The sequence below is a fragment of the Peribacillus faecalis genome (genome assembly GCF_014712675.1).
Lineage (GTDB): Bacteria > Bacillota > Bacilli > Bacillales > DSM-1321 > Bacillus_AD > Bacillus_AD faecalis.
The window spans coordinates 1-23,555 of the sequence record NZ_JACXSI010000043.1; the positions used below are offsets into that span (position 1 = coordinate 1).

Here is a 23,555-nt window from a genome sequence, read left to right on the forward strand (position 1 = left end):
AGGTATCAATGGAATTTAAATAAGATGACCCCTGTTCAGTACAGAGATCATCTTATTCAGGCAGCCTAACTGTCCTTTTTTATAAATGTCCTTTACAAAGGGTACATTTCAGTATTACAGGGGTCGTTTTTTATGTTTTTTATGCCGTGAATATGAACGTTTACTTTCCGCGCTAAAGTGTCAAATCAACATCTCTTTGGAAATAAGGGAAATTCACCCTTAAATAAGTGGTATTTTCTGTATAAAACTATAATGATTGGAAAAGATGAGAGTATAAAGATTGGAGGGTTTGGCTTGAAGTTAAAACAATCATTTTCAATAGTTTTAGCAGCATTGTTGATTTACAGTTTGCCGCTGCAGACTGTTTTTGCGTCTGAAAAAGAGATCGAACTCGCAGATGAAGCGAAATCTGCCATCTTAATTGAAAGAGATACAGGTGCGATACTTTACTCGAAAAATCAAGATGAGCAATTATCACCGGCAAGTATGACGAAAATTATGACGATGTTGCTCATAATGGAGGCGATTGATAAAGGCGAATTAAAATGGGATGAAAAAATCCGGACTAGCGAATATGCAGCATCAATGGGCGGTTCGCAAATCTTTTTGGAACCGGGTGAAGAGATGACGACCGATCAAATGCTGCAAGGAATTGCAATCGGATCGGGGAATGATGCTTCCGTTGCGATGGCAGAGCGCCTTGCCGGATCGGAGGAAGCGTTTGTCGAACAGATGAACCAAAAAGCTAAATCACTCGGATTGAAAAACACTAATTTTCAAAACGCAACAGGTTTGCCGACTGAAAACCATTATAGCACAGCATATGATATGGCCATGATGGCAAAGGAACTTTTAAAGCACAAAGACATTACGAAGTATACAGGCACCTATGAGTCTTACTTGAGGGAAAATACAGATAAAAAGTTTTGGCTTGTCAATACAAATCGGTTAGTTAAATTTTATCCGGGAGTTGACGGACTGAAAACAGGCTTTACGAATGAAGCGAAGTATTGCTTAACAGCAACAGCGCAAAAAGGCAATATGCGTGTCATTGCAGTCGTGTTTGGTGCCGATACACCTAAAACTAGGAATGCGCAAGTGACGAAGATGCTTGATTATGCGTTTGCTCAATACACAACACAGCCGCTTTACAAAAAAGACGTAGCTTTAAAGGATGTAGTTGTAAGCAAGGGGACGCAGAAAAAGGTGAAAGTTGTCACAAGCGAACCGATTTCGCTCTTAACGAAAAAGGGTGAGGATATAAAGAAATACGATGTTAAAGTAACGGCAGAAAAAAACGTTGCCGCCCCGGTGAAAAAAGGCGATCAATTAGGAACTCTGAAAATTATGAAGGATGGAAAGACAATTGTTGAATCTCCTATTGTTGCGCAGGAAACAGTTAATAAAGCAACCTGGTGGCAATTGTTTAAAAAGTCGATGGGGTTATTCACACATGGCGGCAGCTAGTGCGAAATGTAGGATAAATATACGAATAACCACTAGTTTTGTCACATAGAAGGAAACATGCAAGCGGCTATAGAATTGACTCAATACACAATACAGAAGGGAGCTGTACAGATTGAGTCTTACTATAAATACAGAAATCAAAGGAGACGTCCTTTGTATTCGGTTGGTAGGGGAGCTGGACCATCACACAGCTGAACAGTTAAAGAAACAAGCAGTTGAAGTGATGGAAAAGAAAGCAATCAAACATCTTGTATTAAACCTTGAGTCATTGCGTTTCATGGACAGCTCAGGTTTAGGCGTGATTTTAGGACGCTATAAGCAAATAAAGCAACATCAAGGTGAAATGTATGTTTGTGCAATCTCTCCTTCTATAAAGCGTTTGTTTGAAATATCAGGATTATTTAAAATAATCCGGTTGGAGTCTTCTGAAAACAGTGCTTTAAAAAGATTGGGGGTTGCGTAAATGAAAAATTCGATGTCACTACAGTTTTCTGCTTTAAGTCAAAATGAGTCATTTGCGAGAGTAACTGTTGCTGCTTTTGTAGCTCAGCTAGATCCTACGATGGATGAATTAACAGAGATTAAAACCGTTGTATCTGAGGCTGTCACAAATGCCATCATACACGGATATGAAAGTGATCCGGGAGGCACTGTCTATGTAGATGTCACATTAGAGGATAATGTGGTAGAGCTGATAATTAAAGATGAGGGTGTCGGCATTGAAAACATCGATGAGGCAAAACAGCCGCTATTTACTACTAAGCCTGAGATGGAACGGTCCGGCATGGGTTTTACCATCATGGAGAATTTCATGGATGAAATGAAAATTATTTCTCATAAAGGCGAGGGAACAATTGTTACGTTGAAGAAGCACGTTACAAATAGTAAGGCTATATGCAATTAAGGGAGACATGCGTATGGATGTGGAGGTCAAAAAGAATTCGAATAATGTTCATTTAAAGGATCATGAAGTGAAGGCTTTGATACGCCGCAGCCAAGATGGAGATCAAGAAGCAAGAGAAGCTATCGTAGAGATGAATTTACGTCTTGTATGGTCTGTCGTTCAACGCTTTTTAAATCGAGGATATGAACCTGAGGATTTATTTCAAATAGGTTGTATCGGATTATTAAAATCTGTAGATAAGTTTGATTTGTCATATGATGTAAAGTTTTCTACGTATGCAGTGCCGATGATTATTGGAGAAATTCAACGATTCATAAGAGACGATGGTACAGTCAAAGTAAGTCGTTCCATTAAAGAGCAAGGCAATAAAATAAGGCGTGCAAAGGAAGAGTTGTCGAAAACGTACGGAAGAGTGCCAACCGTTAATGAAATTGCGGAGTACTTGGAACTGTCCCCTGAAGAAGTTGTCTTTGCTCAAGAAGCCAGTATGCAGCCGGCTTCTATACATGAAACAGTATACGAAAATGATGGCGACCCAATTACGCTATTGGATCAAATTGCAGATAACACTGAAACAAAGTGGTTTGAAAAAATGGCCTTGAAAGATGCAATTGAAGAGCTCGACGAACGTGAAAAACTGATTGTGTTTTTAAGGTATTTCAAAGACCAGACACAAGCGGAAGTAGCGGAGCGTCTCGGCATATCACAAGTGCAAGTTTCCAGATTAGAAAAGAAAATTCTGCAGCAAATTAAGGTCCGTATGAAGGAATAATTCATACGGTTTTTTTTTATGCCGAAAGCTTGTGATGTATAGTTATTCAGGGACCGGGAAACATAAAATAATAGCTGTTTAATAAAAAGACGAAAAAAAAACTTGAAATATTACCCGGAAACGAATATTATAGTTATTGCCCCTTAAAAAAGTTCGTATTTTTGATGGGCATCATTTCTTCAAAAACATCGGAGGTTTTACGATTGTTAAATCAGTTTTTCAATATACAGAAACATGGTTCTACCGTTAAAACAGAAGTAGTCGCAGGGTTAACGACATTTTTTACAATGGTATACATTGTCATTGTCAATCCAGCTATTCTTTCTAGTGTAGGTGTTCCATTTGACCAAGTATTTATGGCTACGATTTTTGCTGCTGTAGTCGGCACATTAATTATGGGCCTTGGAGCTAAATATCCAATTGCTATCGCACCCGGCATGGGTTTGAATGCATATTTTGCCAGCATTGTAGCCACACAAGGGATTAGTTATCAAACAGTCTTTGGTGCGGTATTTATTGCAGGTATTATCTTTCTATTAATTAGTGTAAGCAGAATTCGTGAAATGCTGCTGCATGCTATTCCGGATACAGTGAAATATGGAATTTCATCCGGTATCGGTTTATTCATCGCTTTCTTAGGTTTGAAAAATGCCGGAATTATTGTCGGCAATGAATCAAACTTGATTGCGCTTGGTGACTTAACAAATCCGGTTACTTTATTATCGATTGTCGGTCTATTGATTACGTTAGTATTGATGATCCGTGGCGTGAAGGGCGGCCTTTTCATTGGGATGATCATTACGGCAATCATCGGTTATTTCTGCGGAATGCTTCATTTCGATGGTGTTGTGTCAATGCCGCCAACGCCGACATTCTTTGATCTTGATTTTGGCGGTATCGTTTCAAATGGATTATATGCCGTAATTTTTTCTTTCTTACTAGTAACAATTTTTGATACGACAGGTACGATGATGGCTGTTTCTGAACAAGCCGGATTAGTGAAAGATGGAAAATTCCCGAGAGCGAAGCAAGCTTTCCTCGGTGATTCAGTCGCAACGATTGTCGGTGCGGCATTCGGGACAAGCCCTTCAACAGCTTATGTTGAATCCAGCACAGGTGTTGCAGCCGGAGGACGTACTGGTCTGACAGCTGTAGTTGTTGGTATTTTGTTCTTGTTAACAATGTTCTTCTCGCCAATCGTTGGAGCGATTGCTTCACTTTCATCAATTACAGCACCGGTAATGATCATTGTCGGCAGCTTAATGATGGGCGGATTGACAAAAATTAAATGGTCTTCATTTGAGGATGCCTTTACAGCTTTCATTATCATTTTAATCATGCCTTTAGCCGGAAGCATTTCTACCGGTATTGCATTCGGTTTCATCATTTATCCATTCACGAAGCTGATTGCCGGAAAAGGCAAAGAAGTGAACGTTCTAATTTATATTTTCGCTGTATTATTCTTAATCCAGCTGATTTTCTTCCCGGCTCATTAACGGGAAATCGAACTGACTCCATTGGGGTCAGTTTTTTTATTTAATGAAGAAGTAACACGGCTTAAGCGAAATAAATACAATAGTATATAATGGGTGTAAAGGTGAATTTAGTAACTTAGGAGAGCGAAGTATGAATGAAAAAGAAGTGCATTTCTTTGAACTGAATCTTTTAAAAGAAATAGCTGAAGGTCTTAATCGGGGAATACAATTGCCGACTGTATTAGACGACACATTAAACCTATTATTGAAAATGCTGCATTTGGAGAGCGGCTGGATTTTTTTGCTGAATGAACAAAAAGAGCTTCAATTAGCTGCTTCGGCAAACTTGCCGCCCGGTTTGCAAAATGAGAAATATAAACCGATGTGCGGACAAGATTGTTATTGTATCAATCGATTTTATGACGGCAGGCTGAAGCAGGCTGTCAATGTGCTGCAATGCAAAAGGATACAAGAAGCTGCAGCGCACAATTATGGAGATACATACGGATTGCTTCATCATGCCTCTGTCGCGCTTCGATCCGGCGATGAATACGTCGGCATATTGAATGTTGCACTATCCGGCAAAACATTGTTCAAAGAAGAGGAGCTAGCTTTACTGGAGTCTGTAGCTCTGCAAATAGGCAGTGCGATCAAAAGAATACAATTAACGGAGGAAAGCCGGCATAATGCGATTTCGGAGGAAAGAAGCCGATTAGCTCAAGAACTGCATGATTCTGTAAAGCAATTATTATTTTCTGCGCAATTATTGGCCGGCACAGGTGTTGCTGTCAGTCATAGCGATGAAATAAAACAATTATTTAAAGATATAGCAAGCATTGCTCAAACTGCGCAGTCGGAAATGGGGGAGCTTATTTGGCAGTTGCGACCGTTAGTATTGGAGAATGGATTGATTTGCGCTATTAAAGATTATGCGGAAATGCTCGGGTTATCGGTGGAAGAAGATTTACAGGCAGAGATGGTCCTTAGCGCTGAATGGGAGGAAGCGATATGGAGAATAGCACAAGAAGCAATCAACAATTGCAAGAAATATGCCGGTGTTTCAACTATTCAATTGTCTGCCCGGATGAGCGGCAGCCGGTTAATTTTTAAAATAAAAGATCGAGGGGTAGGATTTGATTTTAATCCGGATGTTGAGCTCCCTTCTTTTGGTCTGAAAAGTATACTCAATAGAGCCAAAAGGATAAATGGAGAGGCAGAAATTCATTCGGAAATAGGAAAAGGTACAGAAATAACAGTTTCTTTGCCTTTCTAAGGGGGAACTTATGATAATTTCATTGCTGATTGCAGATGACCACCCGATAGTCAGAAAAGGGTTATCGGCTTTTTTGGAAACGAAAGATTGTTTTAACGTTGTGGGAGAAGCGAAAAATGGAATAGAAGCGGTTGAACTGGCCAAAGAGCTAAAGCCGGATGTTATAATTATGGATTTGAATATGCCACTAATGAATGGTACGGATGCCACAAAGATTATCCTTCATGACAACCCTGATACGAAAGTGATGATACTGACCAGTTTTTGCGATCAAGAACATGTTATACCTGCACTTGAGGCAGGTGCAGGCGCTTATCAGTTGAAGGAAAGTGATCCAGAAAAGCTGGCGGAGGCCATCATGAATTTGGTTGGCGGAATGAAGGTGCTTGATGCAAAAGTAACAAATCAATTGTTGAATCATCTGCAAACGAAGAATCATGAAGTGACAGTTGAACCGTTAACTCCGAGAGAGAAAGAGGTTTTGACAGAAATTGCGAAAGGCAAGAGTAATAAAGAGATAGCGGCTGCTTTAAACATTACAGAAAAGACGGTTAAAACACATGTTTCGAATTTACTGGGGAAGCTTCAGCTCCAAGACCGGACACAAGCAGCACTTTATGCAGTCAGGCAGGGGATATGTGATTAGCTGTCTGCATCTTAAGTCGTAGAGCGCTCAGTATAAAGCAGTATAGCTGCTTGCGTATATTGCACGGTTCCTGCAGGCTGGAATCATTTTATGATTAAGGCAGGAGGGATGCAATATGAAGGAATTGTTTCAAGCTATAAGTACGGAATATTCAATTTATAAAGATAAGCGTTTTCGATATGTGTTAGCCGCTAATATTGCTTCATCAATTGGTTTAGGTATTACGATGATTGCTATACCTTGGTTTCTCGTCTCTTCACCTGACGGGAATACAACTTTAGGATATATTACATTGTTGATGACAATATTCAATTTCGCTTTGACACCGTTGATTGGGGGACTAATCGATAAATTTCCTAGAAAAAAGTTGCTGATTGCCGGTGAGTTAGTTGGCTTGTTGATTGTGGTGATTTTTTCTTGTTACGGATTTATGGGGAATATTTATGAGCTGCGCCACTATATTGTTCTTTTTGTGACCGGCAGTTTATATTACACAATCTTCTATCCGACAATGTTTGCTTTCACACAAGAGTACTTTAATAAGCAATACTATAAATCTTTAAATGGCGCCATGGAAGTCCAAGGTCAAATAGCTAGTATGGTTGCCGGAGGAATAGCGGGAGCCATGATTATGACTGTGCCGCTGCAATGGATTTTATTATTGAATGCGATGACGTACATGATTGCTATTTTGTTTTTTATCAAGGTGAAATCTGAAAGAAAAGAAACTGTTTCAAAGATAAAAAAACGGGAAAACATGAAAACGGGATTTGTGTATATGTTGAAGCATCCAAAAATATTTTACTTTTTGATTTTTGCAACTTTTCCGTTTATAGGGGTGATGATTACCAATTATCTTTTCCCGGTGTATTTGCAACAAGTGCTTCATGCCGATGTTTGGGTTTATGGGCTGGAAGGTATGATCTATAGTCTTGGTGCCGTATGCGCAGGTCTCTTCGTTCCATTCATTGCAAAAAAAATAGGGAATGAAAAAACGATGGTTTATGGAGTTCTATGTTATGCCGCCGCCGTTTCATTGATTATTTTTGTTGATATTCCGCTTTACCTTAGTCTTATGTTTTTCTTAGCTTTAGGGAATGCCGGATCGAGAGTCGCACGGCAAACATTTATGATGGAACACATCCCGAACGAATATATGGGTAGAGTTGATAGTGTGATTCGCTTTATAGGATTGTTTATCAGAATTATTCTCTTAATGTTATTTACAAAATTAATATCAGTTCAAGCAGTAATCCTTTGCTTTGGTATATTAAGTGTACTTTTATGGATAGCTGCGATATCGGTTTATATCCTTTCGAAAAAGGGATTGTTTTGGACGAAAGAGACGCATATAATGCGGCTTAGCCAGGAATAGTTGGGTTGGGAGCTTTTAAAAAGTCTCGGATGACTTTTTTAAAAGCTTTTTTGACAAAATATAAGAAAGTATGTAATTTTTGAACTTGGAAATCTGTCTAGCCTTACACCTGCCATGCGCGGAGGCCTACAGGATGTAGGTCATATCGGCGAAGACATGAGGCCGTGGCGTCTTTCTTTTACCTGCCTCGCCCAAAAAACCAAAACCGGGTTTCTCGAGTGGGGCTCTCACGATGAGAGTCACAGCAACATTGCTACAGGATGTAGCGCTCTTAGTCGCTGTTCCTTACTTGCAGGCCGCTTCCGCTTTTCGGTTCCAGCATGTCTCCTTTTTCATCGAGGCGAATTCAAGTAGCATATTCATGATGAAAAAGGACCGGTAACGGTTTTTCTTATTTTTTCAGACATATTTCGTAGAAATGGCAAATAAGTATAGAATTGTATTGCTATTGTAAAGAAAACGCAATAAAATCCAATAGAAAGTTTGTTAAAATAATAATGTAGGCTAACGCATATTCAACTATACTTAGTGTAACTAAGGTATTACATAATTTGGATATGATTGAAAGTGAGGCGATTTCATGAATATAGATCAACATTTAAGTAAAAAAACATTTTACGAAACAATGCTGAAGGACCGTAAAAAAGGAAAGCTTCCTATCGAAGTCCTTGGTGAAATGTTTCATGAGGAAAATAAAAAAGAATTGGCCGATTTATCGGATATCCGCTATGCTCAAGGGGAAATTTATTTTCACTACCAAGACTATGAAGCGGCTATTTTTAAATGGGAGAGCATCTCTAACGAGTTAGGCGCATGGGCAAAGAAAAATGTCGGGGATGCATATTTTGAATTGGATTTGTACCCGACAGCTATTGAAACATTCAAAAGTATAGTGACTGACAATAACTTGCTGAATACCGAGATCGCTCTTAAACTCTTTCAAATTTATGTCGAAGAGGAAAAGTATGACTTAGCGACCGATTATATAAAGCAAGCAGTGGCATTAGACCCTGATTACCCGAAAATAACGAAAATCGCCCGCTACTTTTTTGAACAAAATAATGATAACGACAATGCGATTGATTTGGCATTAAACGAAGGTTTGCGAACGGAAGATGTTCATTGGTTTGATATGCTTACCGGCTATATAAATGACGGGAAAGCGCAATCCCATGAACCATCTTATTTTTATTTAGCGCTGGAGAATTTATATAGTGTTGACTCAGTTCGCTTTGAGAAGATGGTAGTTGCTCTTTGGAATCAGTATAAAAGCAGCGAGAATTATGTGAACTGGTTAGAGACAATCGACAGCATTATTGAGAATATCGACGTCTCTAAGTCTACTGCTTGGAACCAGATATCAAATCTTTATTACGATTCATTTAAAGACAGCCTTTCCGGCAAAATCGAATTAGATGAGTCAATCCGTTTTATGCCGAAGTTCTTAGAAAATTGGTTGGGGATCACGAAATCTACACAAGCGATTTGGACATATACGGCTATTTTGACGTGGAATGAGTTTTATCCATCTGTCATTCGCGAGGAAGTAATTGAAGAAGCGAAACGAGATTTATGGAAATGTGCAGTCAATCCGGAGATTTTGCAGGATTGCTTATCTTTATTCCAGGATTTGACGAAGTGGGCGAATGAGAACGATATCGAAATCGGGGCAAAAGTTCGTTGGCTCGTTCAGGAAATTATGGATTTAAGCTATACGAATGTCTTTGTGGCAGGAGTTAATGGGACAGGCAAGTCTGCCTTTATTAATTCAATTTTGGAAGAGGAATTATTTGAGAACTCTACTACAAATACGGTGCGCATCAAGAACGGAAATGTATCTCAAGTCACAGTTGTTTCTGATGAAGAATTGCAGACAGATACAGTAGTGCCGGATATTAAACAGCTAATTACAGAGGAGCTAAGCGAACACTCAAGAACGTTGATTGATGTTGCGATGCCTTCAACTGTGCTGAAGAAACACTCTATATCTATTACAGATACCCCGGGATTCAGAGTGCGCAGAAACGATCCGGAATTGATGGAATATCTGCCTTTAGCTGATGAGCTGTTGTTTGTCTTAGATGCTGAAGATGCATTCACCGATCAAGAACGAGATCTTGCTCAGCAAATTATAGATAAGAATCCTGCTATCTCAGTGAACTTTGTTTTGACGAAGCTGGATTCAATTTATAACAAGCAAGAAGCGGCGAAACTTGTTGAAGATGTGACAGAGAAGGTTCAGCAATACTTCCCGGACTCAGACGTTATACCGTTCTCATCCAAGTATGCTGTGGCAGGACAACAGGAGACTGTTCAAAATTTGTTAACTTCTTTTGCGAATAAACCAAATAAAGAAGAAATTCGTTCATCCAAACTTTTGCAGATGATTCAACGAGTGATTGTTTTCTTCTTGAAAAATAGAGTAGAGAAGGAAAATGAGTATAAAGATGATATTGTATGGAATGAAGAGATCGTTTCGAAAATGAATGCAGCCATACATCAATTAAAAGATCATGAAAATGCTCTGGCAGATACGATTTACAATAAGTATGTATACGTAAAAGCGGACATTAAAGAAGAAATGGCGAAACGGATACCTGAAATATTGCGTGAATGCGCAAGCTTCCTGAAAGAAGACAGCGACTTCCGAAAAATTCATTTAGATCTGAATGATGAAATGAACAGACGTCTGCAGGAATACATTCAAAGTAGCGTATTGCCTTCAGTAAATAATTCTATGCAAAATTGGATTTCAGATGCGAAGCAGGAGCTGCTGGAAAACAAAAACTACTTAGATGAAATGTCGGCAACGTTCAATAATATCTATGGCGAACAAGTCTTGAATTTAGAAGGAGACTTTAGAATCTTGAATGATTGGGAGCGAGACATAAGCCGTATGACAAGCGGTGCGCAACTTGAGCGCGAGAATATTTTGCTTCGTCATACACCATCCCAATTTTTATTGAAGAGTGCAGGCAAGTTGCTGGGAGCTATTGCGCAGAATAAAGCATTGTATAATCAATACAAGAAATTTATCGAGAACGAAGAATATACAGAGACAGCGAACTCTGTTATTAATAAGTTCTTTACGCAATATGAAATCTTCGAAAAAGGAATTGAGCGTGACTTAGCGTTTTTCTTTAAGGAGCCGATAAAAGACATTCAGGAACTTATTCAAAAAGCGGAAGAGGAAATTGAAGCGAAGCAAGCACTTCTGGCCGAAATGAAAGAAAATCCGGAAATTTATTATGATGCTATTACATCATTTAAAATTCGTCATCGACAATTCGAGTTGATGAATACAGCTGCAGGAACAACATCCGGCAGCAAAGCGATAGAACATGCTTAATTAAAAACAGGCATTGCTTTCATTTTTGAAAGCAATGCCTGTTTTACTTTGTATGAATAGTGCGCGTTATTTCTGTAATTTTACAGCGATTTGCGCCCCTACTTCTGCGTTATGTTTAACTAGTGCAATATTAGCTGTTAAGCTTGTTCCTTCTGTTAATTCCTTCACTTTGCCAAGAACGAAAGGTGTTACATTTTTTCCAGTAATGTTATTTTCTTTTGCTTCCTCAAGAGCTTGATCAATAATTTTATTGATGAATGCTTCTTCCATAGCATCTTCTTCAGGAATTGGGTTTGTGATTAGGACGCCACCTTTTAAATCTAAATCCCATTTAGTACGGATCATGGATGCAACTTCTTCAGGAGTAGCAATGTTGAAATCAACATTGAATGGGCTAGTGCGTGTGTAGAATGCCGGTACTTTGTCCGTTTTATATCCGACTACAGGTACACCGTGAGTTTCTAAGTATTCAAGTGTAAGACCGATATCAAGAATTGATTTAGCACCCGCGCAAACTACAGCTACATTTGTTTGCGCTAGCTCTTGCAAGTCAGCAGAAATATCCATTGTGTTTTCTGCTTCACGGTGAACACCGCCAATTCCTCCTGTTACGAATACTTCAATGCCAGCTAATTGCGCGCAAATCATAGTAGCAGCAACTGTTGTTGCACCGTGTTTCTTTTGTGACACTAAGTAAGCGAAGTCGCGGCGGCTTGCTTTAGCGATTTCTTTGCTTGTTGCTAAAAATTCAAGTTCTTCATCGCTTAAGCCAATTTTAATTTTGCCGTTGATGATTGCTGTTGTAGCTGGTACCGCACCGTTTTTACGGATGATTTCTTCTACCTCTTTAGCAGTTTGAACGTTTTGAGGGTAAGGCATGCCGTGAGAGATAATTGTAGATTCTAAAGCTACGATTGGTTTATTGGCTTTTTTTGCTTCTAGTACTTCTTGTGAGTATTCGATGTAGTTTTTTAACATGTGTATGTCTCCTTTAGTGTTAATGAAAATATTTAGCGTATGCTTCTAGCAATTTTGTTTCGGTTAAGTCCGGGTTCACTGTTTCGTCTGACTGCAATGTCAGGGCGGAACAAGAAATTCCGATTTTGCAGGCTTCCTCAAGTGAATATCCATTTAAATAAGCGTAAATGAACCCCGATACTAGGGAATCTCCGGCACCGGTCACATCTGCAACAGAAATTTCCGGTGGCAAGATTGTGCCTGCTTCTCCAGCAACATTCATATACAATAAGCCTTTGCTGCCTCTAGTTATAATAATATTTTCAACGCCTTTATTTAAAATGCTTTTAGCGGCTGCATGAAAATCTTCGTCATTGCTGATTTTCATATTAGCCAAAGCTTGAGCTTCATCACGGTTGGCAATCATCCATGTTACACCGTCAAGTCTTTGTGGAAGCTTTTTGATTTTAGGTGATGAAACTGGCGTAATACAAAGAGTGATGTTCTCTTTATAGCAACGTTCAATAATATAGCGTAAAACGTCACTTGGAAAATTCGTGTCGATCATGACGACTTTTGAGGAAGAGAAGTATCCCCAACGTTTCTCGATAAAATCAACAGTTACTTTGTCATAGATTGACATATCTGCTAATGCGATGGCCATTTCGCCATCCGTATTTAAAACCGCCGTATATGTTCCGGTAGCTTCATTAGGCAACACTTGAGAAGGTGAAAAGTCGGAAAACTCCATCGTATGGTGCATGAGGCCCTCTCCTTCTTTGTCTGCACCAAGCACAGTTAATAAGGAAGGCTCGCATCCTAGTTTTCCAAGATTCTCTGCGATGTTTCTTGCGACTCCGCCATAAGATTGCGAACTAGAAGCAGGATTGGAAGTTCCAAAGGAGATTGGCTCAATCACTTGGATCTTTCGGTCAATGTTAGAGCCGCCGACACATAAAACATCCTTCTTAGACGGAAGTACATAAGCTCTTCCAAGCAACAATCCTTGCTTAGTCAGTGAAGAAATATAACCAGCGACAGCGGAGCGGGATAGTTTCATTTTTTCAGCTAGTTCATTTTGAGAGATAAAAGGATTTTCCTTTATGTATTTAATAAGGAGTGCTTCTTTTTCGTTCATAACCCACCGCCTTTCTAAACATTTGTTTTAAGTATAAACAAATGTTTGATTTTACACAAGGCTCAACAAGATCCTTTTGGCTAAGTTTCAATTAGTAAATGATGGATTTTCTATTATATTGCATGTGATTTTTTCAATTTATGCATACTAGCATTAGTAGAGGTATTGAAATGACCGGGGTGACTAAATAATGGAACAAATGGTGTATGTGAGATTAAGACACCGAGTCCACATTCGTGTAAATCAGACGAAGATTGTGTTGGATGATATCGCTAAGTTAGTTGGAGCGAAAGAAGTTGTAAGTAAGTTAAGGTCATTGCCGATTTATGAGGTAACAAAGAGCGATCCCAATATTATCGTTATAGATTTGTCTATCGTGGTTGAGAAAATATCAGAGAGGTATCAAAAAATCGATATTCAAGTAATCGGACCATCGCAAACAATTATTGAAATTGTGCCGAATCAAAGAGGAAACCACACTTTTTTATTTTTGCTGGTTTGGCTTCTTTTATTTATCGGTTCTGCGCTTACCATTATGAATTTCCATGAAGATGTCAGCATGCCAGCCGTTCATCAAAAATTGTATAAGCTAATTACAGGAAGTGATGCACAAAAGCCATTAATATTGCAAATCCCTTATAGTTTCGGCCTTGGGCTTGGGATGGTGTTGTTTTTTAATCATTTCTTTAAAAAGCGTTTTAATGAGGAACCGAGCCCGCTTGAGGTGGAAATGTTCAACTATCAGCAGGACTTGGACCAATATGTGTTAATGACGGAAAATCAAGAAAGTATAAGAGACATAGATGATCACACTTAGTGTTGTGTTTATATGGCTGGCATGGGGAATCGCGGTAGGCTCAGGATTTGTTGCATTTTTGGCTGTTCTGGGAGTTATTCCGCGTCTTACGCAGCTTACAAAAACACAAAAAAGCCTGCACCTGTATGAGGTGGCTGTAGTGGCTGGCGCTATTTTTGGGAGCCTGATCAGTTTTCATGATTTAGTGCTCCGTGCCCCTGTTGTTTTGCTTGCATTTATCGGCTTGTTTAGTGGTGCATTTAACGGCATGTTGGCAGCGGCGCTAACAGAAGTATTGAATGTTATACCAATTCTTGCGAAAAGAATCGGCATTGACGGCAAAATCATCTATTTGCTAATGGCAATAGTTTTAGGCAAAATAGCGGGCTCTTTATTTCAATGGATATATTTTGTCTATTTATAGCCGACGGTCGTCAAATAGCAACTAGAATAATAATGATGAGATGAAAGGATTACGGTTCATGAGCGAAAAGCGAAAAGTCATTTTAATCACTGATGGTGATGAATATGCGAAACGAACAGTAGAACTTATTGCCCGGGAAATTGGTGGCAGGTGTATTTCGCTATCGCAAGGGAACCCGACTGCGTTAAAAGGAAGGGAAATAGTTGAATTAATTAAAGCTGCAGCCTGTGATCCTGTTCTTGTAATGGTAGATGATAGCGGTTTTGTAGGAGAAGGCGAAGGAGAGCGGGCGATGAAATACATCAGTTCTCATCCTGATATTGAAATACTGGGCATTGTTGCAGTAGCTTCGAAAACGAAACAGCGCGAATGGACAAAGGTTGATGTATGCATTGATAGAGACGGGAATTTGACCCCTTATGGCGTCGATAAGAATGGTTTACCCGAGATGGAGATTGGAAAGTTAACCGGAGATACTGTTTACAGTATTGATTCTATAAAGGCACCGATAGTAGTCGGTATTGGAGACATTGGAAAGATGGCACTCCACGACCATTTAAAAAGGGGTTCACCAATTACAAAAATGGCAGTGGAAGTAATTCTTGAAAGAAGTGGCTTTTATGACAAAGAAACAAAATGAAAAAACACAAAAGATTACCGGTAATTTAGCTGAAATTGAAGAATTTATGAAGAAACGGGTCGGGCTTGGTGAAAGCTTCGATCTCGGAGTCAGAAAGATTAAAGTTCTCCGTAAAGATGTGAATGTTTATTATATTAACGGTTTATGTGACACCGAATTTATTATTGAATTATTGAAGGAATTAGTGGATTTAAATGATCAGGAAAGAACCAATTATAATATTTTTCCTGTCATTGAAAATCGTCTGGTCAATCAATCCGTTTCTCCTATTTATACGCTTGATGAGCTCGTCGATCAAGTGCTTTCAGGGCTGGTCGTTTTTCTTGTTGATGGTGTTGAAGAAGGACTCGTAGTGGATGTGAGGAGCTATCCGGGACGTCAGCCTTCTGAGCCTGACACCGAGAAAGTTGTTCGCGGCTCTCGCGATGGATTTGTGGAAAATATAATTGTCAATACAGCTTTGACAAGAAGGCGCATTCGAGATGAGCGTTTGCGATTTGAAATTATGAAGGTCGGTGAACGCTCTAAAACAGATATCGCAATCGGATATATAAAAGATGTAGCTAATCCGGATTTAATTGCTACAGTTAAAGAGAAACTCCAATCGATCAAAACAGATGGGCTAACTATGGCTGATAAAACAGTTGAGGAATTCATGGTCCGTCCGGGATATAACCCTTATCCGCTGGTCAGATATACAGAGCGAGCAGATGTAGGCTCTGCTCATTTGTTGGAAGGGCATGTGCTTGTGTATGTTGACACCTCTCCAAGTGTTATTATCATGCCGACAACTTTTTTTCATCATGTACAGCATGCCGAGGAATACCGTCAGTCTCCGGCTGTCGGAACATTTGTTAGATGGATTCGCTATATCGGCATATTTGCATCATTATTTTTGTTGCCGCTATGGTTTCTGTTTGTTATGGAGCCGTATTTATTGCCGGAACGGCTGGCTTTTGTCGGCCCGAATGACGAGACGAATATCCATATACTAATCCAAATATTATTAGGCGAGGTAGGAGTGGAGTTTTTGAGGCTGGCAGCAATACATACACCAACGCCACTGTCGACAGCGATGGGGTTAGTGGCCGCTGTATTAATCGGTCAAATAGCAATTGACGTCGGCTTTTTTGTCGGTGAAGTTATTTTATATGTCTCTGTTGTAACGGTTGGAACTTTCATAACGCCCAGCTTGGAACTCGGGGTAGCCAATAAAATAGCCCGTCTCTTCTTTTTGCTGGCGGTCGCTCTATTTAAAGTTCCTGGTTTCATCATCGGTATAACGATTTACATATTATTCCTGGTGCACATGCGTTCTTTAAAAACACCATATATGTGGCCGTTTATTCCATTTAATCCGAAGGCCTTTTTGCAAATTCTCGTCAGACGCTCTGTTCCAGGGTCGAAAATACGCCCGAGTATTGTACATCCCCGCAATCGCTATAAACAACCGTGATTATGATTAGGCCATGCCTTGAAGTTGTTCGATTATTATGATAACTTTATAATAATTTATATATTCGAGGCTTTTTCTATATGGCGAGTTTCAAGGAGAGGGATGGACATTATGTATTTTTATGGCACAAGCAAGGTGAATGAACAAGGGCATTTAGAAATTGGAGGACAAGATACAGTAAAACTGGCGGAGAAATACGGAACACCGCTATATATATACGATGTCAATCTGATTCGGGAAAGAGCGAGAGGCTTTAAACAGACATTCGATCGTTTAGGTGTGCCCTCTCAAGTTGCTTATGCAAGTAAAGCATTCTCTTCAATTGCCATGATTCAATTGGTGGAAGAAGAAGGGCTATCATTGGATGTTGTTTCGGCCGGGGAGCTGTTTACAGCATTAGCTGCCGGTTTTCCGCCGGAACGGATACATTTTCATGGTAATAATAAAAGCATTGAAGAACTGGAAATGGCTATTGAGGAACAAATCGGTTGCATCGTTGTAGACAATGAACAGGAACTGCTGACACTTTCAAGATTGTGTCAGCAAAAGAATAAGGTTATGCCGATTTTACTGCGTGTGACACCTGGTGTGGAGGCGCATACGCATGATTATATTGTGACAGGACAGGAAGATTCTAAATTCGGCTTTCACTTGGAAAATGGGCAAGCCGAAAAAGCGATGTTGTTTGCGGGTAAAAGTGACGGAATTAATCTGCTTGGATTGCATTGTCATATCGGCTCGCAAATTTTTGAAACGACAGGTTTTCTTTTAGCAGCTGAAAAACTAATGAATAAGCTTAAAGAATGGAATGATCAGTTCAGTTTTCAGGCAAAAGTGCTAAATTTGGGAGGCGGATTCGGTATTCGCTACACTGCGGAAGATACGCCTCTTCCTGCTTCAAATTATGTTGAAGAAATTGTCGTAACCGTAAAAAAATTAGCTGAACAATTCGGACTGGCACTTCCTGAAATTTGGATAGAGCCCGGACGCTCTCTTGTTGGCGATGCCGGCACAACGATTTATCGGGTTGGCAGTACGAAGGATATACCAAATGTGCGCAAATATGTAGCGGTAGATGGAGGGATGAGCGACAATATACGTCCGGCTCTTTATAGTGCAAAATACGATGCTGTTTTGGCAAATCGCGTTCACGACCGGACAGAAGAGAAGGTTTCTATTGCAGGGAAATGCTGTGAAAGCGGTGATATGCTTATTTGGGATTTGCCGTTGCCGAAGACAACTTCAGATGATCTTTTAGCCGTGTTCTGTACAGGTGCATACGGCTATGCTATGGCCAACAATTATAACCGCATTCAACGTCCGGCTGTTGTTTTTGTCGAAGACGGACAGGACCGTCTCGTGATAAAACGTGAATCGTTGCAAGATTTGATTAAGCTTGACTTGCCTTTAAGGGAAGCGGCTATGAAAAAATAATAAAACGGTCTGGCTCATCAAAGAGCTAGACCGTTTTTGTTATTATTCTTTATTAGAGCTAAAAAATGCTTTTATTGCATCAATAATACTCGCAAAGAAATCCTTTAGCTTTTCCAAGAAGTTTTGTCCTTCTTCGGAGCTTAAGTAGTTTGATAGTTTATCTTTCGCTTCTTTCAGCTGTGTTCCGACAGCATTCCAATCAATATCCAATTCTTTCAATTTATTGAATAAATCAACAAGGCTTTGCAACTGTGAATCTGTTAATTCAATTCCTAAATCAGCAGCAGAGTTTTCAACTAATGTTTTTACTTCTTCTTCTGTTTCCGGAGGGTTAGCGGACATCTCTTCTTTAATCTTAGTAATAAGCGCAGATGCCTGATCCGAACCGATTTGATCACCAAGTTCGACTGTTGTGACCATCTCTTCGTTGGCTGCTTGCTTCACATCTTCTGAAATTGTTTTGTCTGCAGTAATTTCATAGGCTTTAATAATACCGGTTAAAGCAGCAGTGCCGGAAACCGGAAATGGAGCTGTCACATAAATTTCAGCGTCTTTAACACCTGCAGTAGCTAAAGCGTTAATATACATTTCTTCTGTAACCCAGTTAATATTATTTGTTTTTACAATTAAACCGGATTTGCTCTCTCCGAGTGTAATCTTTGATGAGGAAAGTGCTTTTGTGCCGATTAATCGTGCTGATATATATTGTCCTAAATATTCATGCTCTTCCGCATTTGAAACAGTGACAATCTCAGCACTATTATCAACACCCATTTCATCCAGTATTTTTGTTCGTTGTTCCTGCGTCAAGTTTTCTCCGAGTGTGACTATAACATCTCCGGGAGCGGCGTCAGCCATCGCTTGAATCGGTATTATTAAAAAGCAGGTCAGCAATAAAGCCAGCCATATTTTCATCTTTCGTAGTTTCATTTTGTAAAACCTCCTTCTATATGTAGACGATTTACTGCAATAAAAGTTTCATAGCTTTTCATTGTTAAAACATGGGCAATTACAAAGATAGCATAAGAAAGAGAATTCAACAAATGCCCCATGAATCCTTTTTGCAATTTTTGTCTAAAAGTTTTCGTTGATTTTGAGTTAATTTTCTAATAATATTTGTCACGATACATACTTGTGTAAAAAGATGGCAAATCATGCGAAAGGATGGGAACTTTGCGAAAGAGTAATATTGTTTTATTAGTTATTTTAGTCATTTTGACTGTCAGCTGGGGCATGATTTATTGGCGGTTCATTGCATAGTTGATAGATAAATGACTTTCTTGTAGAATATAGTACGTATTTATTGTCAGTAAAATAATATGTTCTTTGAATAAAAGAGGTAAAAAATATGCTAATACGTTATAGAAAGAATTTGGAAAAAATCGCTATGGGTCTACTTTCGTTTATGCCGAATGAGAAGGATTTGAAGAAACTTCAGGCTACAATTAAACAATATGAGATCGAAAGCAATTGGCAGCTGTTTTTGTGGAAGGAAGACGAAGATATTATCGGGTTGATAGGGATTACTTTAGAAGAGGATGGATTGGAGTCGGAAGTTATTATACAGCATATTACAGTAAATCCTTCTTTTCGCCAGCAAGGGATCGGCAGTTTGATGGTAAATGAAATACATGAACTTTATAAAGATAAAATAGTAAAAGCTACTGATGACACAAATGATTTTTATAATAGATGCATTAAGGACGGAATGTAAAAAAACAAGCTCTCGGCAGCTTGTTTTTTTATTATGGCAGGACGGTGCTAATCGGGGCACTTAAGCTTTTGTTTGTCTCAGGGCCTTCTGATAAGCACGTTCTTTAATGATCTCACTGCGGTCTCTTACCGTGTGCCGATGAAGAATATCTTCAGTGACTTGGCCGGAATATAACCAGCAAAGCCCCTCTTTCTTGCATTGAGATTGGCATTTTTCAAGGAGACTGCTGCTGATAATCGGTAAGTTTATGCTTTTATATGGCATTTTTCTTTTAATTTGATAAATGGATACTTCAAGCAATTCAATCAGTTGGTTATAGTCTAAACCGAGGGAATGAATAACAATTGCTGGAGTATTCTTGAAAATCTTCAGAGAATTGCTCGCAGTTCTTTCGGCTCCGGGAAAGTTGCCCCTCCGATGATGGTAACTGGACACTGCCAATAAAATAAATGCGACCCAGTGTGACGTTTTATTCCCAGGGTCTGTTTCTTTCCAGTAGTCCTCTAAAATTTCATGGCACTCAAAATAATCTCGACTTCCATGGAACTGCACCAAATAAGCGATAAATTCATTCGGGTAAGCCACTTCATCACTCCTCTCCCATCAAGTGTAGCAAATTCCGCATAAATCCGCTATTTTTTGTAAATATCATTTTTATGTAAAAACCCGGTTGAAAAATCACCGGGTATTAGTTACGTTAGCAAATAAAAGCGGCACCGACGACAACAAGCAAAATAAACAATGTCACGATTAAAGCGAAACCGTTACCGTAACCGAATCCGCCTCCGCCTCCGCAGCAACTATCTCCCATACGATGACCTCCTTAAAAAGGTTAACTTCAATGTCAGCATATGAAAAAGCTTCTTGATTAGTATAGGCGTATGCCCAAAAGATTGAAATAATGTCACGGGAAGCTTTAAAATCCCTATTGGATTAACACAGATAATCCACTATACTAAGGAGTAATACAGCGGAAATAAAATATTAAGATAGTGTTACTCTATAAAAATAATGGTGGTAGTTTGATGATATATAACGTAAAAATAGATGCTTTTGAAGGACCTCTTGATTTACTACTGCATTTAATTCATACATTGGAGATTGATATATATGATATCCCGGTAGCGGAAATTACAGAACAGTATCTATCTTATATTCATACTATGAAGAAACTTGAGCTTGACGTAGCCAGTGAATATTTAGTTATGGCAGCCACTTTGTTGGCCATTAAAAGCAAAATGCTGCTTCCGAAACATGAGCCTGAATTAGAGGACGAGCAAGAGTTCGGTTATGAAGAGGATCCGCGTGATGAGCTTGTTGAAAAGCTGCTGGAATACAAGAAGTACAAGCAAGCGGCTGAGGACTTAAAGACGATGGAGGCAGAAAGAAGTTTGATGTTCTCGAAACCTCCGACTGACTTAACGTATTTAATGAAAGATCTGATGCCGCAAAAGGTCGACTTGAACGTTTCTTTATACGATATGCTTGGAGCCTATCATAAGCTTCTGCGCAGGAAGAAATTTCAAAAGCCTTTAAATACAAAGGTAGCCAGACAGGAAATTTCAATAGAAAAAAGAATGACGGAAGTTCTGCATCATCTCGGTACCATTAAAGGTCGCGTCAGCTTCGAGTCATTATTTCCATTTTATGACCGTGAACATATTGTCATAACGTTCTTGGCGATATTGGAATTATTGAAGCGTAATGCCATATTGGTAGAGCAAGAGAGCAATTTCGCAGAATTATTTATTGCAGGCAAGGAAGGTGCAATCTCCATTGAGTAAGAAATCATTGCAAGGGATTATTGAAGCATTGCTTTTTGCTGCCGGTGACGAAGGTGTTTCCATGCAGCAGATAACCAATGTTTTAGATATAACAGATATAGAAGCAACAAATGTCATTGAGGAAATGAAAGAGCAATACAATGATGAAAGCAGGGGATTGCAAATCATCGAAGTCGGCGGCGTTTTCCAAATGGTGACGAAAAAAGAGCACTCCGATTATTTGAAGAAACTTGTGGAGAGCCCGGGCAGCGGCATTTTATCACAAGCTGCTTTAGAGACTTTGGCGATTATCGCATATAAGCAACCGATCACAAGAGTGGAAATTGAAGAAATTCGCGGCGTGAAAACAGACCGATCTTTGCAAACTTTAACAGCCAAGGCTCTTATTAAAGAAGTCGGCAGAGCAGATGGAACAGGACGAGCGATTCTTTATGGAACAACAAAGGAATTTTTAGACTGTTTCGGATTGAAAACGTTGAAGGAGCTTCCACCATTGGAAGAAGCGACAGAAGACGACTTAGATGAAGAAGCGGACTTATTTTTTGGGCTCCCTAATTAATTGTGGAAAAATACGGATAAATGATATGACAGCAAATTTGAAAAGTATGATAATATATAAGGAAACATTTTCAAAGTCAGTCATTTATTCGTTTAAGCTTTTCATTGGGAGGGAAGCAATTGAAGCTGATAAAGTGTAGAGGATATGAGCTAATAAAAGCGCAGCCAAATACACCTGAGGATTTTTTTACGCGTTCGGAAGTGATTTTTAATCTTGAAGGGGAAGAGAGAACGCTTCATGTTTTGTACGTTGCTTTTTTCGAAAATGAAGCAAAAACCGTTATTCCTTATTCAGAAGACCTGCTTTTTAAAGCGGGCAATCAGGAGTATTTCTTAAGAGATATCGTGGCCTTGATATACTTGCTGCATCACCCTCAAGGAACAAACAGAAAAAGAATATATGTAAATGAACAATCGGATTTTTTGGAATACTTAAAAAATACTAATTTTAAAGAAATTGAAAGTATGATTCAACAGCTTGATCAAAGATGAAAATATCAGTTTGGATAAAGGGGATGTCAAACTATGAGCAATAGTCTTGTTAAATCACAGCTGGAAGAAGTGAGCGAATTTCTGGGCACAACTGTTAAGGATCTGGAAGAGTACTTGAATGTGACAACGAAGGATAGCCTTCTGCATGAGCAAAACGCAAATGAAGATTATTATAAAAGCTTGCTTTCGAATTTGCGAAGATTGGTTGTGTATTGTGAAGAAGGCTATGAGGCGTGCAATATTGTATTAAATAATGAAGTATTTCATAAAATCGCGGCAGAGAAGACATTATATAAAATTTTTCATCAATGCATCGAGGAGTTTTTCTCTCCTAAAAATGATTCCTGGTATGAAGATAGCCGATCTGCATATACAGGCAAGAATTCCATTAAATTTCATCAGGAAGTGGCACCGTCATTATCTGATTTAATTAAACGCTTAGAAAGCGGCTTCCAAAGTGTCAGAGAAGACTTGGAATATTACGAAACGGACTATCGTACTAAAATGATTAACCCAAGCAATTATAAAATTTAATTTTGGAAAACTTGAATAGGCAGTTTTTATGATGAGCTCTGTGAATAGAGGTCATTTTTTTTTAGAAAACGGACCGGTGACGGTTTTTAGCGTATATAATTTTTGAACTTGGATAACTGTCTAACCTTACACCTGCCATGCTCGGTCCTAAGCTGCCTCCCCCAAGAAACCAAGATCGGGTTTCTTGTGTGATTCATCTTAGTCCTCCCGCATGGCTCCTTTTTCAACGAGGCGAATCTAAGTAGCATAATCATGTTGAAAAAGGACCGGTGACGGTTTTTTCTGTGAAAATAAAAAAACTAAACGAAGCAAGTAGCGAAGAAAAGTAAGGAGAAAACAAGTGGATTTCAAAAAATGCCCAATCTTA

The 23,555-nt window shown here is 39.1% G+C and carries 24 protein-coding genes; 19 read left to right on the forward strand and 5 right to left on the reverse strand.

Translation table 11 applies throughout. From position 1 onward, the window contains the following. The first annotated feature begins 294 nt into the window (after positions 1-294). The 9 genes from IEO70_RS15305 (at position 295) to IEO70_RS15345 (ending at position 11,261) form a co-directional block, all read left to right on the forward strand. Positions 295-1,467, forward strand: a complete 1,173-nt coding sequence (locus IEO70_RS15305; protein ID WP_328820942.1) for a D-alanyl-D-alanine carboxypeptidase family protein — start codon at positions 295-297, stop codon at positions 1,465-1,467. Between the two features lie 112 nt (positions 1,468-1,579). Next, the gene (gene spoIIAA, locus IEO70_RS15310) at positions 1,580-1,930 is read left to right on the forward strand and encodes an anti-sigma F factor antagonist (RefSeq protein ID WP_190999244.1); all 351 of its coding nucleotides are present in this window, start codon (positions 1,580-1,582) and stop codon (positions 1,928-1,930) included. Further along, positions 1,931-2,371: an anti-sigma F factor gene (spoIIAB, locus tag IEO70_RS15315; RefSeq protein ID WP_190999245.1), complete on the forward strand. Its 441-nt coding sequence runs from the start codon at positions 1,931-1,933 to the stop codon at positions 2,369-2,371. It abuts the gene before it with no gap. A 13-nt stretch (positions 2,372-2,384) separates the two neighbouring features. After that, complete coding sequence (gene sigF / locus IEO70_RS15320; RefSeq protein ID WP_190999246.1) at positions 2,385-3,143, forward strand: RNA polymerase sporulation sigma factor SigF; 759 nt, start codon at positions 2,385-2,387, stop codon at positions 3,141-3,143. Positions 3,144-3,346: 203 nt separating this feature from the next. After that, the gene (locus IEO70_RS15325) at positions 3,347-4,639 is read left to right on the forward strand and encodes an NCS2 family permease (protein WP_328820943.1); all 1,293 of its coding nucleotides are present in this window, start codon (positions 3,347-3,349) and stop codon (positions 4,637-4,639) included. Between the two features lie 130 nt (positions 4,640-4,769). Continuing rightward, entirely contained in the window at positions 4,770-5,891 is a 1,122-nt protein-coding gene (locus tag IEO70_RS15330; protein WP_190999247.1) for a GAF domain-containing sensor histidine kinase, read from the forward strand. A gap of 10 nt (positions 5,892-5,901) precedes the next feature. Continuing rightward, positions 5,902-6,537 (forward strand): response regulator, encoded by a 636-nt coding sequence (locus IEO70_RS15335; protein ID WP_206711619.1) that lies wholly within the window; start codon positions 5,902-5,904, stop codon positions 6,535-6,537. Between the two features lie 115 nt (positions 6,538-6,652). Continuing rightward, positions 6,653-7,912 (forward strand): MFS transporter, encoded by a 1,260-nt coding sequence (locus IEO70_RS15340; RefSeq protein WP_190999248.1) that lies wholly within the window; start codon positions 6,653-6,655, stop codon positions 7,910-7,912. A 580-nt stretch (positions 7,913-8,492) separates the two neighbouring features. Then, positions 8,493-11,261: a dynamin family protein gene (locus IEO70_RS15345; RefSeq protein ID WP_190999249.1), complete on the forward strand. Its 2,769-nt coding sequence runs from the start codon at positions 8,493-8,495 to the stop codon at positions 11,259-11,261. 66 nt (positions 11,262-11,327) lie between these two features. Here the strand turns inward: IEO70_RS15345 and IEO70_RS15350 are convergent, their stop codons facing one another. Continuing rightward, positions 11,328-12,239: a pseudouridine-5'-phosphate glycosidase gene (locus IEO70_RS15350; protein ID WP_190999250.1), complete on the reverse strand. Its 912-nt coding sequence runs from the start codon at positions 12,237-12,239 to the stop codon at positions 11,328-11,330. A 19-nt stretch (positions 12,240-12,258) separates the two neighbouring features. Continuing rightward, the gene (locus IEO70_RS15355) at positions 12,259-13,356 is read right to left on the reverse strand and encodes a carbohydrate kinase (RefSeq protein ID WP_190999251.1); all 1,098 of its coding nucleotides are present in this window, start codon (positions 13,354-13,356) and stop codon (positions 12,259-12,261) included. A 190-nt stretch (positions 13,357-13,546) separates the two neighbouring features. Between IEO70_RS15355 and IEO70_RS15360 the strand changes: the two genes are divergently transcribed. The 5 genes from IEO70_RS15360 (at position 13,547) to lysA (ending at position 18,106) form a co-directional block, all read left to right on the forward strand. Then, complete coding sequence (locus tag IEO70_RS15360; RefSeq protein ID WP_190999252.1) at positions 13,547-14,173, forward strand: stage V sporulation protein AA; 627 nt, start codon at positions 13,547-13,549, stop codon at positions 14,171-14,173. Further along, the gene (locus IEO70_RS15365; RefSeq protein WP_190999253.1) at positions 14,160-14,576 is read left to right on the forward strand and encodes a stage V sporulation protein AB; all 417 of its coding nucleotides are present in this window, start codon (positions 14,160-14,162) and stop codon (positions 14,574-14,576) included. The genes IEO70_RS15360 and IEO70_RS15365 overlap by 14 nt, the downstream gene beginning before the upstream one ends. A 58-nt stretch (positions 14,577-14,634) precedes the next feature. Continuing rightward, on the forward strand, positions 14,635-15,216 hold the full coding sequence (locus tag IEO70_RS15370) for a stage V sporulation protein AE (RefSeq protein WP_190999254.1): 582 nt from the start codon (positions 14,635-14,637) through the stop codon (positions 15,214-15,216). Further along, positions 15,197-16,672 (forward strand): spore germination protein, encoded by a 1,476-nt coding sequence (locus IEO70_RS15375; protein WP_190999255.1) that lies wholly within the window; start codon positions 15,197-15,199, stop codon positions 16,670-16,672. The genes IEO70_RS15370 and IEO70_RS15375 overlap by 20 nt, the downstream gene beginning before the upstream one ends. A gap of 111 nt (positions 16,673-16,783) precedes the next feature. After that, complete coding sequence (gene lysA, locus IEO70_RS15380; protein ID WP_190999256.1) at positions 16,784-18,106, forward strand: diaminopimelate decarboxylase; 1,323 nt, start codon at positions 16,784-16,786, stop codon at positions 18,104-18,106. Positions 18,107-18,148: 42 nt separating this feature from the next. On the opposite strand, the gene IEO70_RS15385 is transcribed toward lysA, so the two are convergent. Then, positions 18,149-19,036 carry a DUF1002 domain-containing protein gene (locus tag IEO70_RS15385; protein WP_190999257.1) on the reverse strand — a complete coding sequence of 296 codons (888 nt, stop codon included), beginning with the start codon at positions 19,034-19,036 and terminating at the stop codon, positions 18,149-18,151. A gap of 418 nt (positions 19,037-19,454) precedes the next feature. Between IEO70_RS15385 and IEO70_RS15390 the strand changes: the two genes are divergently transcribed. Then, positions 19,455-19,820, forward strand: coding sequence for a GNAT family N-acetyltransferase (locus IEO70_RS15390; RefSeq protein ID WP_190999258.1), 366 nt, complete (start codon positions 19,455-19,457; stop codon positions 19,818-19,820). Between the two features lie 60 nt (positions 19,821-19,880). Here IEO70_RS15390 and IEO70_RS15395 read toward each other — a convergent pair whose 3' ends face one another. Then, positions 19,881-20,405 (reverse strand): DUF309 domain-containing protein, encoded by a 525-nt coding sequence (locus IEO70_RS15395; protein ID WP_190999259.1) that lies wholly within the window; start codon positions 20,403-20,405, stop codon positions 19,881-19,883. 112 nt (positions 20,406-20,517) lie between these two features. Beyond that, positions 20,518-20,631: a YjcZ family sporulation protein gene (locus IEO70_RS15400; RefSeq protein WP_190999260.1), complete on the reverse strand. Its 114-nt coding sequence runs from the start codon at positions 20,629-20,631 to the stop codon at positions 20,518-20,520. Between the two features lie 214 nt (positions 20,632-20,845). Here IEO70_RS15400 and IEO70_RS15405 point away from each other — a divergent pair, with 214 nt between their 5' ends. From IEO70_RS15405 to IEO70_RS15420, 4 genes are all read left to right on the forward strand, one after another. Beyond that, positions 20,846-21,604: a segregation/condensation protein A gene (locus IEO70_RS15405; RefSeq protein WP_190999261.1), complete on the forward strand. Its 759-nt coding sequence runs from the start codon at positions 20,846-20,848 to the stop codon at positions 21,602-21,604. After that, positions 21,597-22,163 carry an SMC-Scp complex subunit ScpB gene (gene scpB, locus IEO70_RS15410; protein WP_190999262.1) on the forward strand — a complete coding sequence of 189 codons (567 nt, stop codon included), beginning with the start codon at positions 21,597-21,599 and terminating at the stop codon, positions 22,161-22,163. The genes IEO70_RS15405 and scpB overlap by 8 nt, the downstream gene beginning before the upstream one ends. A gap of 119 nt (positions 22,164-22,282) precedes the next feature. Beyond that, entirely contained in the window at positions 22,283-22,654 is a 372-nt protein-coding gene (locus tag IEO70_RS15415; RefSeq protein WP_190999263.1) for a hypothetical protein, read from the forward strand. A gap of 33 nt (positions 22,655-22,687) precedes the next feature. Next, positions 22,688-23,188, forward strand: a complete 501-nt coding sequence (locus tag IEO70_RS15420) for a YpuI family protein (RefSeq protein ID WP_190999264.1) — start codon at positions 22,688-22,690, stop codon at positions 23,186-23,188. Positions 23,189-23,555: the final 367 nt, after the last annotated feature.